This is a genomic window from Pseudonocardia sp. ICBG1293 (assembly GCF_020131355.1).
Taxonomy (GTDB): Bacteria; Actinomycetota; Actinomycetes; order Mycobacteriales; family Pseudonocardiaceae; genus Pseudonocardia.
The window spans coordinates 408,039-425,043 of record NZ_JAHLEL010000051.1; the positions used below are offsets into that span (position 1 = coordinate 408,039).

Below are 17,005 nucleotides of genomic sequence, written 5' to 3' on the forward strand. Positions count from 1 at the left end.
GTTTGTGATGTTGATGTGCGCTAAGCTTCGATCTTGTGCAGGTGGAGGAGGATCTCGAGGCGTGGGCCGGTGGCCTGGATGGGCTGTTCGGGCTGGTGGCGGGCCGGTTCTTCCGGACGGAACCGCGGCGTCGGGCGCGGGCGTATGTGCGGGGGTTGTTGGCGCCGTTGGCGGGGAAGAACGGGTGGACGCTGGCCGAGGTCGCCGGTGACACGACTCCGGATGGGATGCAGCGGCTGCTCAACTCCGCGACCTGGGATGTCGACGGTGTCCGTGATGACCTGCGGGATTACGTCGTCGAGCACCTCGGCGAGTCCGGTGGGGTGCTGATCGTCGATGAGACCGGGTTCCTGAAGAAGGGGACGAAGTCGGCGGGGGTGCAGCGCCAGTACTCGGGCACTGCCGGGCGGGTGGAGAACTGCCAGCTCGGAGTCTTCTGTGCCTATGCCACGAGCAAGGGCCGGACGTTGATCGACCGCGAGCTCTACCTGCCCAAGTCCTGGACCGGTGATCGGGAACGCTGCCGAGCCGCGGCGGTGCCTGAGGAGATCGAGTTCGCCACCAAGGCCACGCTGGCCAAGGAAATGCTCGGCCGTGCCCTCGATGCCGGGGTTCCCGCAGGATGGGTGACCGCGGACGAGGCATACGGGCAGGACTACAAGTTCCGCACCTGGTGCGAGCAGCGCCGGATCGGCTACGTCGTCGCGGTTCCGCGCAGCCAGTCCGTCCCGTTGTCCCTGGACGCCGACATCTGTCAGATCAGCGGCTCACGACGGGCCGACGACCTGGTCGCCCGCGCTCCCGGACGGGCGTGGAAGCGCCGCTCAGCCGGTCCGGGTGTGAAGGGAGAACGCTTCTACGACTGGGCCGTGGCCTCGCTGTATCCGCCCGAGAACGCCCCGGCCGGATGGGGCCGATGGCTACTGGTCCGACGTCAGATCCTCACCGACACACAGCTCTCCGCCGGCGAGGAGCCCGATCTGGCCTACTACCTGTGCGCCGGCCCGCCCGGCACCACCGACGACGATCTCATCCGCGTCGCCGGCCCGCGGTGGGCGATCGAGGAGTGCTTCCAGACCGCGAAGAACGAGGTCGGGCTCGACCACTATCAAGTGCGGCGTTACGACGCCTGGTACCGCCACGTCACCCTGGCTATTCTCGCCCACGCCTACCTCTCGGTCACCGCGGCGATCGCCCCAAAAGACCTGATCACGGGCTCATCCCGCTCACCCTCGCCGAGATCCGACGTCTCCTGGCACCTCTGATCCACATTCCCACCCAGGCGCCGTGCTGGGCCTGGTCGACCTGGCGACGTCGCCACCAACACCGAGCCCGCGAAAGCCACTATCGACGACGAAGACAGCTCAGCTAACGAAGTGCGGCTGGAGTACTAGGTGAAAACCCCCTGCCGGGGCCGAACGGCCACGCGGACGTCCCGTGGTCGCCCAGGGTGGCCGGTATGGACGACCCCCGCACCGCGGACCCGGTGGCGCAGGAGATCGCGCGCAACCGCGAGCGTCAGAGCGCGATCTACGGCGAGCCCCTCGACGAGCGCATCCGCCGGCTCACGACCGGTCTGGGCATCACCCAGGCCCGCCTCGCCGCCGCGATCGGGCTGAGCCCCGCGATGCTGTCCCAGCTGGCGGGCGGGCGCCGGGTCAAGATCGGTGACCCGGCGGTGCTGGGCCGGATGACCGCGCTGGACCGTCGGCTGGCGCGCGGCCCGCTGCCCGACGCCGACCGCGACGCCCTGCTGGCCCGGGTCCGGCAGGACCCGTCGCCGTGCGGACCGACCGGCGGGTGTCGCTGCGCCGAGCAGGGCCCCGCCCCGGGGCCGCCGGTGCCGCGGCCGCGGCGGGCCCCGGTCGAGCCGACCGCGGAGGACGCGCTGCGCGGGGTGAGCGCCCCGGCCCGGCTCGTCGCCGCGGCGGCCGAGCTGTCGCCGTCGTTCCCGGAGATCGCCGAGGTGCTGCGCCGGGCCGCCGCCGGGCGCCGTTGAGGCCGGGGCCGGCCCGGCCGGGACCCGCCCCGGCGGGTGCGGACGCGGCCGGCCACGACACCGCCCCCGCCGCCGGTGCCGGTGCACGGCCGGGAGCCGCCACACCGGGGCCCCGGGTCCCGATGTGCGCCAGGGCCACCGGCCCCGGGCCGGGTGGCGCGGGTCGGCGGCGGCCGCCGTACCGGTCGCTGGTACCGTTTCACACCGGGTCCGGCTGCAGTCCGTGGCGGCCGAGACCGACTTCCTGCCGTCCCCCCGGTTCGTCCGGCTTCGTAGGGATCGGCACGGCCCCACGGACCGTCTCAAGGATGAAGGAGTTGAGCAATGGCACTGACCACCGCCGATAAGAAGAGCACGCTCGAGAAGTACGGCACCCACGCCACCGACACCGGGTCCCCCGAGGCCCAGGTCGCGCTGCTGACCCAGCGCATCGTCGGGCTGACCGAGCACCTGAAGCAGCACAAGCACGACCACCACAGCCGGCGCGGCCTGCTGCTGCTGGTCGGTCGTCGTCGCCGGCTGCTCAAGTACCTGCGCGAGGTCGACGTCGCTCGCTACCGCGCGCTGATCGAGAAGCTGGGTCTGCGCCGCTGACCCGCCCGGGGCGACCCGGCACCGGATCCCGGTGCCGGGTCGTTCCGTAGTACGGAACGACCGTACCGAGCGACACAACTGAACAGAGCCCGCCAATCGGGGTGACCGGAGATCTGCCGGTCCTCGGTAGTGGCCCCCGGAGCGCGACGCGCGGCCGGGGGCTTCGATCGAAGACCGGCCCAGCAGGGGATCGAGCCGGCGCCGCGGTGGTGGGGTAGACGAAGACCACTCCCAACGACGAGGAGAACACCCCCGTATGACTGACGTCATCTCCGAGGACGGCGTGCACGAGAGCACCGCCGTCATCGACAACGACACCTACGGCACCCGCACCGTCCGGTTCGAGACCGGACGGCTCGCCCGCCAGGCCGCCGGGTCCGTCGTCGCGTACCTCGACGACGAGACCATGCTGCTGTCCGCCACGACCGCGTCGAAGCGGCCGAAGGACCAGTTCGACTTCTTCCCGCTGACGGTGGACGTCGAGGAGCGGATGTACGCCGCGGGTCGGATCCCCGGCTCGTTCTTCCGCCGCGAGGGCCGTCCGGGCACCGACGCGATCCTGACCTGCCGCCTCATCGACCGTCCGCTGCGCCCGTCCTTCGTGGACGGCCTGCGCAACGAGATCCAGGTCGTCGTGACGGTCATGTCGCTCGACCCGAAGGACCCCTACGACGTCGTGGCGATCAACGCCGCGTCGGCGTCCACCCAGCTCGCCGGCCTGCCGTTCTCCGGCCCGGTCGGCGGCGTCCGCGTCGCGCTCATCGCGAACGAGGCGGGCACCGACACCCAGTGGGTCGCCTTCCCGACCCACGACCAGCTCGAGCGCGCCGCGTTCGACATGGTCGTCGCGGGCCGCATCGTCGGTGACGACGTCGCGATCATGATGGTCGAGGCCGAGGCCACCGAGAACACCATCGACCTCGTCGCCGGTGGCGCCAGCGCCCCGACCGAGGGTGTCGTCGCGGACGGGCTGGAGGCGGCCAAGCCGTTCATCCGCAGCCTGTGCGTCGCCCAGCAGCAGCTGGCCGACGTCGCGGCCAAGCCGACCGCCGACTACCCGGTGTTCCCGGCCTACCAGCCGGACGCCTTCGAGGCCGTCTCCGAGGCCGTCGAGCAGGAGCTCGCGCAGGCGCTGACCATCGCCGGCAAGCAGGAGCGCGAGACCCGGACCGACGAGATCAAGGCGTCGGTGCTGGACAAGCTCGGCGAGCGCTTCGTCGGTCGCGAGTCCGAGCTCGGCAACGCGTTCCGCTCGCTGAACAAGAAGCTGGTCCGCCGCCGCATCCTGACCGACCAGGTCCGGATCGACGGCCGCGGCCTGACCGACATCCGGCCGCTGTCGGCCGAGGTCGAGGTCGTCCCGCGGGCGCACGGCTCGGCGCTGTTCGAGCGCGGCGAGACCCAGATCATGGGTGTCACCACGCTGAACATGCTGCGCATGGAGCAGCAGATCGACCAGCTGGGGCCGGAGACGCGCAAGCGCTACCTGCACCACTACAACTTCCCGCCGTACTCGACCGGTGAGACCGGCCGCGTCGGCTCGCCCAAGCGCCGCGAGATCGGCCACGGCGCGCTCGCCGAGCGGGCCCTGATCCCGGTCCTGCCGTCCCGCGACGAGTTCCCGTACGCGATCCGGCAGGTCTCCGAGGCCCTCGGCTCGAACGGCTCGACCTCGATGGGCTCGGTCTGCGCGTCCACGATGTCGCTGCTCAACGCCGGTGTGCCGCTCAAGGCGCCGGTCGCGGGCATCGCGATGGGCCTGGTGTCCGACGAGGTCGACGGCCAGACGCGCTACGTCGCGCTGACCGACATCCTGGGCGCCGAGGACGCGTTCGGCGACATGGACTTCAAGGTCGCCGGCACCAAGGAGTTCGTCACGGCGCTGCAGCTGGACACCAAGCTGGACGGCATCCCGTCCGAGGTGCTCGCCGCCGCGCTGAACCAGGCCAAGGACGCCCGCCTGACCATCCTCGAGGTGATCGGCGAGGCCATCGACGGCCCGGACGAGATGAGCCGGTACGCGCCGCGGGTGACCGCGGTGAAGGTCCCGGTCGACAAGATCGGCGAGGTCATCGGGCCGAAGGGCAAGATGATCAACTCGATCACCGAGAAGACCGGCGCCGACATCTCGATCGAGGACGACGGCACCATCTACGTCGGTGCGAACGACGGCCCCTCCGCGGAGGAGGCGATCGGCATGATCAACGCGATCGCCAACCCGCAGCTGCCGAAGGTCGGCGAGCGGTTCCTGGGCACGGTGGTCAAGGCCGCCGCGTTCGGTGCCTTCGTCTCGCTGGTCCCCGGCAAGGACGGCCTGGTCCACATCTCGAAGCTCGGCAACGGGAAGCGGATCAGCAAGGTCGAGGACGTCGTCAAGGTCGGCGACAAGCTGCGCGTCGAGGTCACCGACATCGACAACCGCGGCAAGATCTCGCTGATCCCGGTCGTGGAGGAGTCCGCCTCGGCGGACGTCACCGACGCCCCGGCCGTCGAGGGTGCCGTCGACGCCGAGGCCCCGGCCGAGGCCGCCAACCCGAGCTGATCCGTTGGCATCGGAGAACGACCACGCTGCGGCGGCCCGGGACTCGTCCCGGGCCGCCGCCCGCGTGTCCCCGCTGTCCGCCGGTGACCCCGGTGACACCGTCCGCCGCAGCGACCTGCCCGGCGGGGTGCGGCTGGTCACCGAGGCGGTGCCCGGCGTCCGCTCGGTGGCGCTCGGGATCTGGATCGGGATCGGCTCGGTCGACGAGACCCCCGAGCAGGCCGGCTCCGCGCACTTCCTGGAACACCTGCTCTTCAAGGGCACCCGCCGGCGCACCGCCGCGGGTATCGCCGAGGAGATGGACGCCGTCGGCGGTGAGCTGAACGCGTTCACCGCCAAGGAGCACACCTGCTACTACGCCCACGTCCTCGACACCGACGTGGCGCTCGCGGTGGACGTGCTCGCCGACGTCGTGACCGACGCCGAGCTGGCGCACACCGACGTCGAGCTGGAACGGGGCGTCGTGCTCGAGGAGATCTCGATGCGCGACGACGACCCGGCGGACCTGCTCGGCGACCTGTTCGACGAGACCCTGTTCGGGGACCATCCCCTCGGGCGCCCGGTGATCGGCTCCGAGGAGTCGATCCGGGCGATGAGCCGCGACACCCTGCACGCGTTCTGGCGCGGGGAGTACACGGCGCCACGGATGGTGGTCGCCGCGGCGGGGAACCTCGAGCACGACCGGGTCTCCGACCTGGTGGCCGCCGCGCTGGACCGCGCGGCGCAGGGCCATCGCGGTGCCCGTCCGGTGCCGCCGCGCACCGCCACCGGCGCCCGTCCCGTGCGGACCGGTGCGCTCGGCCTGCTCGACGACGAGTCCGAGCAGGCGCACGTGATGCTCGGCGTCCCCACCGCGGGCCGCGCCGGCCGTGGCCTGCCGGTGCTCGCCGTCCTCAACTCCGCCCTGGGCGGGGGCCTGTCCTCAAGGCTGTTCCAGCAGGTCCGCGAGCAGCGCGGGCTGGCCTACCAGGTCTACTCCTCGACCGTCCGCTACGCCGACGCCGGCGCCATGTCGGTGTACGCCGGGTGCGCCCCCGAGCGGCTCGGTGAGGTCGTCGCGGTGGTGCGCGACGTGCTCGGCGAGGTCGCGGCCGACGGGCTGACCGAGGCCGAGGTCGTGCGCGCGCAGGGCGCCCTGCGCGGGGGACTGGTGCTCGGCTGTGAGGACACCGCGTCGCGGATGAACCGCCTCGGTCGCGCCGAGCTGGACCACGGTCGGCAGCGCTCGCTCGCCGACAGCCTGGCCCGCATCGACGCCGTCACCCCGGCCGAGGTCGCGGCACTGGCCGCGGAGCTGCTGGCCCAGCCGCTCACGGCCGCCGTCGTGGGTCCCTACGGGGACACCGACGACCTCCCCGCCGCCCTGCGCGACCTGGCCTGACCCCGCACGTCCTCCGTGGCCCTCCCGGCCGCCTCTCTGCGCACGAACGGGCCCCTCGTACGAACCTTTCGTACGAGGGGCCCGTTCGTGCGCAAGGGGAGGCGGAGCCCCGTCCCCGGTGCGGGTCCGGGGGCCCCGCCGGTGCCGGGCGGGGTCGGTCAGGAGCCGTTCTGCCAGCCGAGGGTCTCGGGCAGCGGCGGGAACGCGAACAGCGCCGAGCCCCAGTTCGCGAGCCCGGGCTTGGTCGCCCAGATCGACGGGCCGGAGTAGACCGGCAGCACGCCGTAGGTGGCGAGGGCCTTCTTCTCCGCCGCGGCGGCCGCGGCGTACTGCTCGTCGGCGGTGGGCAGGGTGTTGACCTTGCGCAGCTCGGCGTCGAGCTCCGGGGTGCCGGTTCCGGAGCTGTTCAGCGTCGAGTTCGAGCAGTACTGCTGGCAGATGTAGGCCACGCCGTACGGGTCGGAGGACTTGAACCCCAGGAAGACCATGTCGAACTCCTTGTTCGCCAGGACCTTCGAGAAGTCGGTCGACGGGACGACGCGGACCTGCAGGTCGACGCCGATGTTCTTCAGCATCGCCACCATGGCGCCGGACGAGGCGCGCTTGGTCGGGGTGTCGCCGGTCTGCACGTAGGTGAAGGTCAGCTTCTGCCCCTCCTTGGTACGTACGCCGTCCGGGCCCGCCACCCAGCCGGCGGCGTCGAGCCCCTGCTTCGCGGCCTCGGGGTCGAGGGTCACCGCGCTCGCGAGGTTGTCCTGGTAGCCCTGCTGGTAGGGCTGCAGGGTCAGCGAACCACCCAGGTCCTCGGTGTAGTCCAGCCCCTGGAAGGCGATCTTGGCGAGCTGTGCGCGGTCGATGGTGTCGAACACGGCCTTGCGGACCGCCGGGTCCTTGAGGATCGGCGTGGTGCTGTTCAGCATGAGCAGGTAGTTCGCCGGGGTGCCGGAGATGCGGATGTCGGCGTTCGGGACCGTGCGGGCCTGGGCGAGGAAGTCGGCGGACTCCGCCTCGGTCGCGTCGATCTGGCCGTTGCGGAAAGCGTTGATCTTGGCCTGCTGCTCCATCTGGACCAGGGTGATGCGGTCGAGCTTGCCCTTCTTGCCCCACCATTTCGGGTTGCGCTCGAAGGCGATGGTGGAGGTCTGCTTGTCGTAGCTCGCCACGGTGTACGGTCCCGCGCCCCACTCGGGGTGCGGGTTGTTCAGGTAGCCCTTGTTGAACACGTCCGGGGCGGAGGCCTTCGGGTGCAGGAGCTGGTTGAACAGGCTCTGCCACCACGGGTTGGGACCGTTGAAGGTGACGACGGCCTGCTTGTCGTCGGCGCCGCGGGTCACCGAGGTGATCCGGTCGTAGCCGTCGGTGGAGTTCGGGATGAAGGCGGTGTCCGTGCCGTTGTCGGCCTTCCAGGTGGCCTCGAACGCCCGCCAGTCGATCGGCGTGCCGTCGTTGAACACGGCCTTCGGGTTGATCGTGTACGTGACGGTCGTCTTCCCCGCGTTGTCGACGGCGTCCGCCTTCGTCACGTAGTCCGGGTTGATGACCGGGTCCCCGGTGGGGGTGAACGTGATGACCAACGGGTTGTAGAACCCCCAGGCGAGGCGGGTGTCGGTCGTCATGTCGCCCTGGAAGATGTTGAACTGCGGGTTCAGGTCGGAACGGAAGGGCAGCGTGACCTCCCCGCCGTCCTTGACGTTCTCGTAGGGCTGCTCGTTGTACGACGGCGTCGTCGACAGGGACTCGCCGGTCTGCGCGGGCCCGCCGGAACCACCTCCGCCACAGCCCGCGAGCACCAGGGCCAGCGCCGCGACGGCGGCGGTGATCGCCCCGTGTCGGATGGGTCTGCGCATGTCTCTCCTTCGTTCGGTTCCCCTGGGTCGGGCTGGGAGGGGGTCAGCGGAAGTGGCAGGCGTTGCGGTGGTCGGAGTCGGCGTCGCTGGCGCCGTCCTTGACCGTCAGCACCGGGGTCTCGCCGGCGCAGCGGGACCGCTCGTGCTCGGACAGGGTCCGGGCCAGCGGGCAGCGGCCCAGGAACGCACAGCCGGGCCGGTCGTCGGTCGGGCTGGGCAGGTCCCCGGAGAGCACGACCCGTTGCCGGGTCCGTTCCACCTGCGGGTCCGGCACCGGGATCGCCGACAGCAGCGCCTGGGTGTAGGGGTGCTGCGGGTTGCCGAACACGTCCGGCACGGCGCCGGACTCCACGATCCGCCCCAGGTACATGACGGCGACCCGGTCCGCGACGTGCCGCACGACCGACAGGTCGTGGGCGACGAACAGGTAGCTCAGGCCCAGCTCGTGCTGCAGCTCGGTGAGCAGGTTCAGCACCCCCGCCTGCACCGAGACGTCGAGGGCCGACACGGGTTCGTCGAGCACCAGCAGCGACGGGTTCGTCGCCAGGGCGCGGGCGATCCCGATGCGCTGGCGCTGCCCGCCGGAGAACGCGGCCGGGAAGCGGTCGACGTGGCCGGGTTCCAGACCCACCAGCGCCATCAGCTCGTCGACCCGGGCACCGATCCGGTGCCGGTCCGACCAGCCGGCCGCGCGCAACGGCTCGCCGAGGATGTCCCCGACGGTCATGCGCGGGTCGAGCGCGCCCATCGGGTCCTGGAACACGATCTGGATCTCGCGGCGCAGCGCGGCGACGTCGCCGCGGCCGCGCAGCGTCGCGACGTCGGTGCCGGCGACCTCGACCGTCCCACCCTCCGGCGGGAGCAGGTTCATGATCTCCAGCAGGGTCGTCGTCTTGCCGCAGCCGGACTCGCCGACCAGGCCGAGGGTCTCCCCGCGGCGGATGTCGAGGTCGACGTCGGCGACGGCGTGCACCGTCCCGACGCGGCGCCGGACCAGTGAGCCCTTCATCAGCGGGAAGGTCTTGCGCAGGTGGCTCACCGACAGCACCGCGGGACGCTCCGCACGGTCGGCGGCGCGGTCGCCGGCGACGGGCAGGTCGGGGACGGCGAACACGGGCTCGCCGTCGATCGCACCGTCGACGACCTCACCGGTCCGCACGCAGGCGGCGGCGTGGTCGTCCCGGCCGGGGACCGGTACCAGCGGGGGCTCGGCGGTGGTGCAGGCGTCGACGGCGACCGGGCAGCGCGGCGCGAACGGGCAGCCGGGCGGCAGGTCGGTCGGCGCGGGCGGGCTGCCGGGCACCGGGACGAGCGGGCGCCGCTCGACGCTGTCGACGCGGGGGACCGCGCCGAGCAGGCCGATCGTGTACGGCATCCGTGGCGCGGCGAACAGCTCGTCCACCGGGGCGGTCTCGACCGGGCGGCCCGCGTACATGACGAGCACGTCGTCGGCGACGCCCGCGACCACGCCCAGGTCGTGGGTGATCATGACGACGGCGGCGCCGGTCTCGTCGCGCGCGACCTTCAGCACGTCCAGGATCTGCGCCTGCACCGTGACGTCCAGGGCGGTCGTCGGCTCGTCGGCGATGATCACCGACGGGTCGTTCGCGATCGCCATCGCGATCATCACGCGCTGGCGCATGCCACCGGAGAACTCGTGCGGGAAGGCGCGCACGCGTCGCCGGGGGTCGGGGATGCCGACCAGGTCGAGCAGCTCCACCGCCCGTTCGCGGGCCTTCGCCCGGCCGATGTCGCGGTGGATCTGCATGGCCTCGACGAGCTGGTCGCCGACGGTGAAGATCGGCGTCAGGGAGGACAGCGGGTCCTGGAAGACCATCCCGATGTCGTCGCCGCGGATCCCGGACAGGGCCTCGTCGGACAGGCCGACCAGCTCGCGCCCGGCCAGGGTGATCGAGCCCGTCACCGACGCCGTCTCGGGCAGCAGGCCCATCACGGCCAGCGAGGTCACCGACTTGCCGGAGCCGGACTCCCCGACGATCCCCAGCGTGCGCCCGGGCAGCAGGTCGAAGCCGACGCCGCGGACGGCCTCGACCCGACCGGCCTCGGACGGGAACGCGACGGTCAGGTCACGCACGGACAGTACGGGGGTGCTCATGCCCTGCCTCCGGCCCGGGACGTGGGATCGAGGGCGTCGCGCAGGCCGTCGCCGACGAACGCGAGCGACGCGGTCAGCAGTACCAGCAGCACCGACGGCACGATGAAGATCCACGGCGCGGTCGCCATGGAGGACCCGCCGTCGGCGAGCATCGTGCCCAGCGAGACGTCGGGGATCTGCACGCCGAACCCGATGAACGACAGCGCGGTCTCGCTCTGCACGGTGCTCGCCACGTTCAGGGTGAAGGTCACGATGAGCAGCGAGCCGATGTTCGGGATGAGGTGGCGGAAGACGATCCCCGGGCCGGACACGCCCATGAAGCGCGCGGCCGAGACGTACTCGCGCTCGCGCAGCGTGGTCGCGACCGTCCAGACCACCCGGGCGGTCGTCATCCAGCCCAGCAGGGTCAGCGCGACGATCAGGATCCGGTAGTCGCCCGACCCCCACTGCGAGGCCAGCGCCAGGATCAGGAACGACGGCACCACCATCAGGAAGTGGACGACGGTCAGCAGCGCGCGCTCACCGCGCCGGGCCCAGGTGCGCCCGCCGCCCAGGTAGGCCGCGCCCGCCCCCACCACCGCGGCGATCAGGGTGGTCAGCAGCGAGACGGTGACGGCGATGGTCAGCGAGCGCTGCAGACCGTGCACGGCCTGGGCGTAGACGTCGTTGCCGCCTGCGGTGGTACCTAGCGGGTGGTCCGGCGACGGCGCCGCGGTCAGCGCCGCGAAGTCGACCTCGGTGTGGTCGTAGGGGGAGAGGTACCCGCCGACCAGGGAGAACAGCACCAGCAGGCCGAAGACGACCAGCCCGGCCACCGCGGGCCGGTTGCGGCGGTAGCGGCGCCAGACCAGGGCGGCGCGGGCGCCCCGGCGCCGCCGGGGCGCTGCGGACCCGGGGTCGCCATCGGCGCCGTCGCCCACGGTGGGCGCGAGCTCGGGCATGTCCAGGCTCATGTCAGCTCACCCGCACCCTCGGGTCGAGGGCGACGACGGCGACGTCGGCGAGCATCGCGCCGACCGCCGTCGTGACCGCGCCGAACGCCGCCGTGGCCACGACGCCGTGGATGTCGTTGGTCGCGATGGTGCGGATGAAGTAGTCGCCCATGCCCTGCCAGGCGAAGGTCTTCTCGGTGATCACCGCGCCGGTGAACAGCGCCGGGATCGCGAACGCGACCTGGGTGGCGACCGGGATCATCGAGCTGCGCAGCCCGTGGCGGCGGATGGCCTGCCTGCGGGTCAGCCCCTTGGCCCGGGCGGTGCGCACGTAGTCGGAGTTGACCACGTCGAGCAGCATCGAGCGCTGCAGCAGGTGGTAGCCGGCGTAGGAGATGAGCAGCAGCGAGACCGTCGGCAGCACCAGGTGCTGGGCCCGGTCGAGGAGCAGCGGCCAGAAGCCGGTGACCCCCGGTGACTCGGACCCCGCGACGTAGAACAGCGTCCCGCCGACGCCCTGGTTGATCGCGATGGCGACGAACACGACCGCCAGCGCCGCCACCGCCGACGGGATGTTCAGGGTGAACACCGAGGTCAGCTGGGCGGTGCGGTCGCCGAGCCGGTACTGGCGCTGGGCCGAGTAGACCCCGAGGGCCACGCCGATCACGATCGAGAGCAGCAGGGAGAAGAACACCAGCTGCCCGGACACCACGACCCGGAAGGCCACCTGTGCGTTCACCGGGTCGCCGATCGGGCTGGTGCCCCAGTCCCAGCGGGTCACGATCCCGGTGACCCAGATCCACCACCGCTCCAGGACCGGGACGTTCGAGTCCAGGTTGTACTGGCCCAGCGAGCGCGCGATCTCCGCGTCGGTGCGCGGCGGCCGCAGCTGCAGGTAGTTGACCCGGGGGTCCAGGAACGAGTTGGCCAGGAAGTAGACCAGGTTGGTCGCGACGACGATCATCGCGAGCCACCCTGCGCCCCTGCGCAGGAGGTACCGGAGCACGCTGCTCTTCTCTCGTCGACCGCGGCGCGGGGTGGTGACCGTCGGACGCGGGTGGTGGGCCGGCCGCAGGTGAGCGACCGTCACTGTTTCGGGTGACAACGAGGTTGGCACGCGGGTACCAGAAATCGGTAGACCGGGTTCACAGCGTTTACCCATTCGTGACGATGACAGCCGGTCGGTGTCGCGGCGTGGTCCGCGGGAGGGGGGAGCCCTGCTGGCAGGCTGGACGCCATGACCGCCCTCGCCGTCGTCGCAGGCCTGATGATGCTCGTCGGACTGGCCGGGATCGTCCTGCCGGTGCTGCCGGGTCCGCTGCTGATCGTCGGCGGGGTGGCGGTCTGGGCCGTCCCGCGCGGGGACGCGGTCGGCTGGTGGGTGCTGGGCATCGCCGTGCTCGTCACCGTCGCCGGTCAGGTCGCGAAGTACCTGCTCCCCGGGCGACGGCTCGCGGCCTCCGGGGTGCCGACGCGCACCCTGCTCGCCGGGCTCGCGCTCGGCGTCGTCGGGTTCTTCGTGGTGCCGGTCGTCGGGCTGTTCCTGGGCTTCGTGCTCGGTGTGTGGCTGGCCGAGCTGGCGCGCCTGCCCGACGCCGCGACCGCCTGGCGGTCGGCGCGCGAGGCACTCGTCGCCGTCGGCTGGAGCATCCTGATCGAGCTGGCCGCGGGGCTGGTCACGGTCGCGGTGTGGATCGGCGGTCTCGTCGTCGGCTGAGCCCCGGCCGCGCCCCCGACCGGAGGTCACGGGGCCGCGCACCCCGCCGGTGCCGGATCCGTGGCCGCACCGGGCCGCGCCCTAGATGTGATGTCCAGGCAGGTTGGTCAGGCGGTTGATCGGCGGTAGGCCGTTGGTTGCGCTGTGGGGCCGGTGGTGATTGTAGAAGTGCAGCCAGCCGGGGAGCGCGTCTCGACGAGCGGTTTCGCAGGGGTGGAAGCGGGCGTAGGCCCACCCGTCGGCGAGGGTGCGGTGGAAACGTTCGATCTTGCCGTTGGTCTGAGGCCGGTAGGGCCGGGTTCGTTTGTGGGTGATGCCCAGTTCGCTGCAGGTGTCACGCCAGGCGTGTGAGCGGTAGCAGCTGCCGTTGTCGGACAGGACCCGTTCGACGGTCACGCCGCGGGCGTTGAGCCAGTCCACGGCTCGTCGGAGCACACCGGTGGCGGTGTCGGCTTTCTCGTCGCTGTGGATCTCGGCGTAGGCGACGCGGGAGTGGTCGTCGATGACGGTGTGGACGAACGCTCTGCCGGGTGCACGGCTTGTAGTCGGTTCCCTTGGGCAGTCCGGGAGTGGACCGCTTGTTCAGGGCGCCTTGTCGGCGTCCGACGTAGCGGTGTCCGCCTCCGTCGGGGATGTTGCCGAACTTGGTGACGTCGACGTGGATCAGCGAACCGGGGTAGGGGTGTTCGTAGCGGCGTAGGGGCTCGCCGGTGACCCGGTCGATGTGGGAGAGCCTGTTGATCCGGCAGCGGCGCAGGACCGCGTGCACGGTCGAGGCGGCGAGAGTGAGTCGGCCGCCGATCTGTACTGGTCCGAGTCGGTGGCGCCATCGCAGTCGCACGATCTGCTTCACCAGCGTGGGCGGGGTCTTGGCCGGCATCGACCGTGGTCGGGAGCTGCGGTCGACCATTCCGGGCGGGCCCTCGGCGCGGTAGCGGTCAGCCCACTTTCGGGCGGTGCGAGGGGCGACCATGAACATTCTGGCCGCTGTGGAGCAGGTCCAGTCCTGGTCGACGATCAGACGGGCCAGCCGTAGTCGGGCACGCGGAGTCAGCGCAGCGTTAGCGTGGGTCACGAGGGCCTCCGGTTGGTGAAGCGGTTCCTAGACAGCTCCACTTCACAACCGGGGGTCCTCGCCTGTCTGCGCGACAGGCCGTCATCAGCTCAACCCGGAACAACGTCCCTGGACATCACACCTAGACTGCCCGGCGGTCCAGGACGTCGAGGTGCGCGAGGTGTACGGGTGAGCGGGACGATCAAGGTTGCGGTCCTCGGGGCGAAGGGCCGGATGGGGTCGGAGGTGTGCCGGGCGGTCGAGGCCGCCGAGGACACCGAGCTGGTCGCCGCGCTGGACACCGGCGACGACCTGTCGGCCCTCGACGGCGCCGACGTCGCGGTCGACTTCACCCACCCGGGCGCCGCGCTCGGCAACATCCGGGAGTGCCTCGCCCGCGGGGTCGCCCCGGTCGTCGGGACCAGCGGATTCGACGCCGCGAAGTTCGACGAGGTCCGTGCGCTGCTCGACGAGCGCGGCTCCGGCAGCGTGCTCGTCGCCCCGAACTTCGGGGTCGGCGCCGTGCTGATGATGCACTTCGCGGCGCAGGCCGCCCGCTTCTTCGACTCCGCCGAGATCGTCGAGCTGCACCACGCCGGCAAGGTCGACGCCCCCTCCGGGACCGCGGCCCGGACCGCCTCGGTGATCGGTGAGGCCCGGCGCCGGGCCGGGCTCGGCGCGGTGCCCGACGCCACCACCGACGACCCGCACGGTGCCCGCGGCGCGGTCGTGGACGGCGTCCACGTGCACGCGGTCCGGATGCCGGGGCTGATCGCGCACCAGGAGGTCGTCCTGGGCACCGACGGGGAGGTGCTCACACTGCGCCACGACTCGATGAACCGGACCAGCTTCATGCCGGGAGTGCTGCTCGCGGTGCGCGCCGTGCGCGACCGCCCGGGTCTGACGATCGGCCTGGAGCCGCTCCTCGGGCTCGGCTGAGTCGCTCAGCCGACCAGGCGCAGGTCCAGCGTCCCGGCGTGGCGGACCTCGCGCAGCGTCGAGGACCCGGTGTCCAGGGTGCGCACCGCGCCGTCGGGCGCCCAGCCCGCGCGGTCGTAGAACCGGCGTGACGCCGTGTCGGCCTCGGCCACCCAGGCCCGTCCGGTGTCCGAACCGGACTCGCGCAGCGCGGCCGCGGCGGCGGCGAGCAGGCGTCCGCCGTGCCCGCGCCTGCCCCAGCGCGGCTCCACGAGCAGCGTGCTGACCTCGGCGATCGCCATGCCGTCGGCGCCGGCGTAGCGGGCGGCGGCGGCGAACCCGACGATCTCGTCGCCCTCGACCGCGACGAACAGGTGGAACCCGTCCCCGGCGTGCACGGCGTCGCCCCAGTGCGAGCGCGCGGCGTCCGAGGTCAGCCCCGCGAACGCCTCCTCGGGCAGCAGCCCGGCGTAGGCGGTGCGCCAGGTGCGGTCCTGGATCGCCATGATCGCGCCGACGTCGTCGTCGGTGGCGGGGCGGACGGTCGCGGTGGCCATGGGTCATGCCTACCGTGCGCCCCGGCCGGTCGCGTCACCGCCCGGTGCGGACGGCGCGGCGCGGTGTCCTGTCGGTGCCTCGTGGCAGCATCCCGCCCGTGCGCACGATCTCCGCCGACGTCGCCCGTCGGACCTTCCTCGCGGCCCAGGGCTTCACCGACCCACGCCCGTCCGGGCCGGTCACCCGCCGTCACCTCGGTAGGGTGCTGGACCGGGTGAAGCTGCTCCAGCTCGACTCGGTCAACATCGCGGTGCGCGCGCACTACATGCCGCTGTTCAGCAGGCTCGGTGACTACCCCACCGCCCTCCTCGACGACGCGGCCTGGTCGCCGAGCGCACGGCGACCGCGGCTGCTGGCGGAGACCTGGGCACACGAGGCGAGCCTGGTCCCGGTCCAGGACATGCCGCTGCTCTCGCACGAGGCGCTGCCGCGGCGCTGGTGGAAGCACTACGGCCCGCTGCTGGAGAAGCACCCGGCCCTGGCTGGGGACATCCTCGACGTGGTGGCGGAGTCCGGGCCGCTGGGCGCCGGCGCGATCGAGAAGGCGCTCGCCCCGCACGGGCGGGCCGGTGAGGTGCGCCCGCGCCCGCCGGGTGCCACCTGGTGGGAGCGGTCGGAGGTCAAGCGGGTCTGTGAGTACCTGTTCGCCGTCGGCGAGCTGGCGGTCGGCACGCGGGTGCACTTCGAGCGCCGCTACGACCTGCCCGCGCGGGTGCTGCCGCCGGAGATCCTCGCGTTGCCCGCCCCCGACCCGGCCGACGCGGCGCGCGAGCTCGTCGCGCGGTCCGCGTCCGCGCTCGGGGTCGGCACCGAGACCGACCTGCGCGACTACTACCGGCTGGGCCCGGAGCGCACCCGTACGGCGATCGCCGAGCTCGTCGACGCGGGGGCGCTGGAGCCGGTCGCGGTGCGCGGCTGGGACCGTCCGGCCTACCGGGACCCCGCGGCCCGGGTCCCGCGCACGGTGGCCGGGCGGGCGCTGCTGTGCCCGTTCGACCCGCTGGTGTGGGAACGCGACCGGACCGAGCGGATCTTCGGGTTCCGCTACCGGATCGAGATCTACGTGCCCGAGCCGAAACGCGAGTACGGCTACTACGTCTTCCCGTTCCTGCTCGACGGGGAGCTCGTCGGCCGGGTCGATCTGAAGGCCGACCGGGCGGCCGGGGTGCTGCGGGTGCCCGGGGCGTTCGCCGAGCCCGGTGTCGCCGCCGCGCGTGGGCGGATCGCGGCCGAGCTGGCCGCGGAGCTCGCGACGATGGCGGGCTGGCTGGGTCTCGACGGTGTCGCGGTGGGGGAGCGCGGGGACCTCGCCACCGAGCTCCGGGCCGAGGTCGCCGCCGCCTGAGT

13 protein-coding genes and 1 pseudogene are annotated in these 17,005 nt (G+C 72.2%); 8 read left to right on the plus strand and 6 right to left on the minus strand.

Going from position 1 to position 17,005, the window contains the following annotated elements; all coding sequences use genetic code 11:
• The first annotated feature begins 41 nt into the window (after window positions 1-41).
• The 5 genes from KPF47_RS27940 (at window position 42) to KPF47_RS27960 (ending at window position 6,516) form a co-directional block, all read left to right on the plus strand.
• Window positions 42-1,265 (plus strand): IS701 family transposase, encoded by a 1,224-nt coding sequence (locus KPF47_RS27940; RefSeq protein WP_374108788.1) that lies wholly within the window; start codon window positions 42-44, stop codon window positions 1,263-1,265.
• A gap of 194 nt (window positions 1,266-1,459) precedes the next feature.
• Window positions 1,460-1,999 carry a helix-turn-helix domain-containing protein gene (locus KPF47_RS27945; protein ID WP_224391794.1) on the plus strand — a complete coding sequence of 180 codons (540 nt, stop codon included), beginning with the start codon at window positions 1,460-1,462 and terminating at the stop codon, window positions 1,997-1,999.
• 324 nt (window positions 2,000-2,323) lie between these two features.
• Window positions 2,324-2,593, plus strand: coding sequence for a 30S ribosomal protein S15 (gene rpsO, locus KPF47_RS27950; protein WP_224391795.1), 270 nt, complete (start codon window positions 2,324-2,326; stop codon window positions 2,591-2,593).
• Window positions 2,594-2,849: 256 nt separating this feature from the next.
• Window positions 2,850-5,135: a polyribonucleotide nucleotidyltransferase gene (locus KPF47_RS27955; RefSeq protein WP_224391796.1), complete on the plus strand. Its 2,286-nt coding sequence runs from the start codon at window positions 2,850-2,852 to the stop codon at window positions 5,133-5,135.
• 73 nt (window positions 5,136-5,208) lie between these two features.
• On the plus strand, window positions 5,209-6,516 hold the full coding sequence (locus KPF47_RS27960; protein ID WP_224391959.1) for a pitrilysin family protein: 1,308 nt from the start codon (window positions 5,209-5,211) through the stop codon (window positions 6,514-6,516).
• 158 nt (window positions 6,517-6,674) lie between these two features.
• On the opposite strand, the gene KPF47_RS27965 is transcribed toward KPF47_RS27960, so the two are convergent.
• Genes KPF47_RS27965 through KPF47_RS27980 form a run of 4 tightly spaced genes read right to left on the minus strand, consistent with a single transcriptional unit; the run spans window position 6,675 to window position 12,417 of the window.
• Window positions 6,675-8,363: an ABC transporter family substrate-binding protein gene (locus tag KPF47_RS27965; protein WP_224391797.1), complete on the minus strand. Its 1,689-nt coding sequence runs from the start codon at window positions 8,361-8,363 to the stop codon at window positions 6,675-6,677.
• A gap of 43 nt (window positions 8,364-8,406) precedes the next feature.
• Complete coding sequence (locus KPF47_RS27970; RefSeq protein WP_224391798.1) at window positions 8,407-10,479, minus strand: ABC transporter ATP-binding protein; 2,073 nt, start codon at window positions 10,477-10,479, stop codon at window positions 8,407-8,409.
• Entirely contained in the window at window positions 10,476-11,432 is a 957-nt protein-coding gene (locus KPF47_RS27975; RefSeq protein WP_224391799.1) for an ABC transporter permease, read from the minus strand. The genes KPF47_RS27970 and KPF47_RS27975 overlap by 4 nt, the downstream gene beginning before the upstream one ends.
• 1 nt (window position 11,433) lies before the next feature.
• Window positions 11,434-12,417 carry an ABC transporter permease gene (locus KPF47_RS27980; RefSeq protein WP_224391800.1) on the minus strand — a complete coding sequence of 328 codons (984 nt, stop codon included), beginning with the start codon at window positions 12,415-12,417 and terminating at the stop codon, window positions 11,434-11,436.
• 231 nt (window positions 12,418-12,648) lie between these two features.
• Between KPF47_RS27980 and KPF47_RS27985 the strand changes: the two genes are divergently transcribed.
• Entirely contained in the window at window positions 12,649-13,128 is a 480-nt protein-coding gene (locus KPF47_RS27985; RefSeq protein ID WP_224391801.1) for a DUF456 domain-containing protein, read from the plus strand.
• 81 nt (window positions 13,129-13,209) lie between these two features.
• Here the strand turns inward: KPF47_RS27985 and KPF47_RS27990 are convergent.
• Window positions 13,210-14,203: pseudogene (locus KPF47_RS27990) on the minus strand (IS481 family transposase).
• Window positions 14,204-14,371: 168 nt separating this feature from the next.
• Here KPF47_RS27990 and dapB point away from each other — a divergent pair.
• Window positions 14,372-15,121, plus strand: a complete 750-nt coding sequence (gene dapB / locus KPF47_RS27995; RefSeq protein ID WP_224391802.1) for a 4-hydroxy-tetrahydrodipicolinate reductase — start codon at window positions 14,372-14,374, stop codon at window positions 15,119-15,121.
• Between the two features lie 5 nt (window positions 15,122-15,126).
• Here the strand turns inward: dapB and KPF47_RS28000 are convergent, their stop codons facing one another.
• Window positions 15,127-15,657 carry a GNAT family N-acetyltransferase gene (locus KPF47_RS28000; RefSeq protein ID WP_224391803.1) on the minus strand — a complete coding sequence of 177 codons (531 nt, stop codon included), beginning with the start codon at window positions 15,655-15,657 and terminating at the stop codon, window positions 15,127-15,129.
• 98 nt (window positions 15,658-15,755) lie between these two features.
• Between KPF47_RS28000 and KPF47_RS28005 the strand changes: the two genes are divergently transcribed.
• Window positions 15,756-17,003: a winged helix-turn-helix domain-containing protein gene (locus KPF47_RS28005; RefSeq protein WP_224391804.1), complete on the plus strand. Its 1,248-nt coding sequence runs from the start codon at window positions 15,756-15,758 to the stop codon at window positions 17,001-17,003.
• Window positions 17,004-17,005 lie beyond the last annotated feature (2 nt).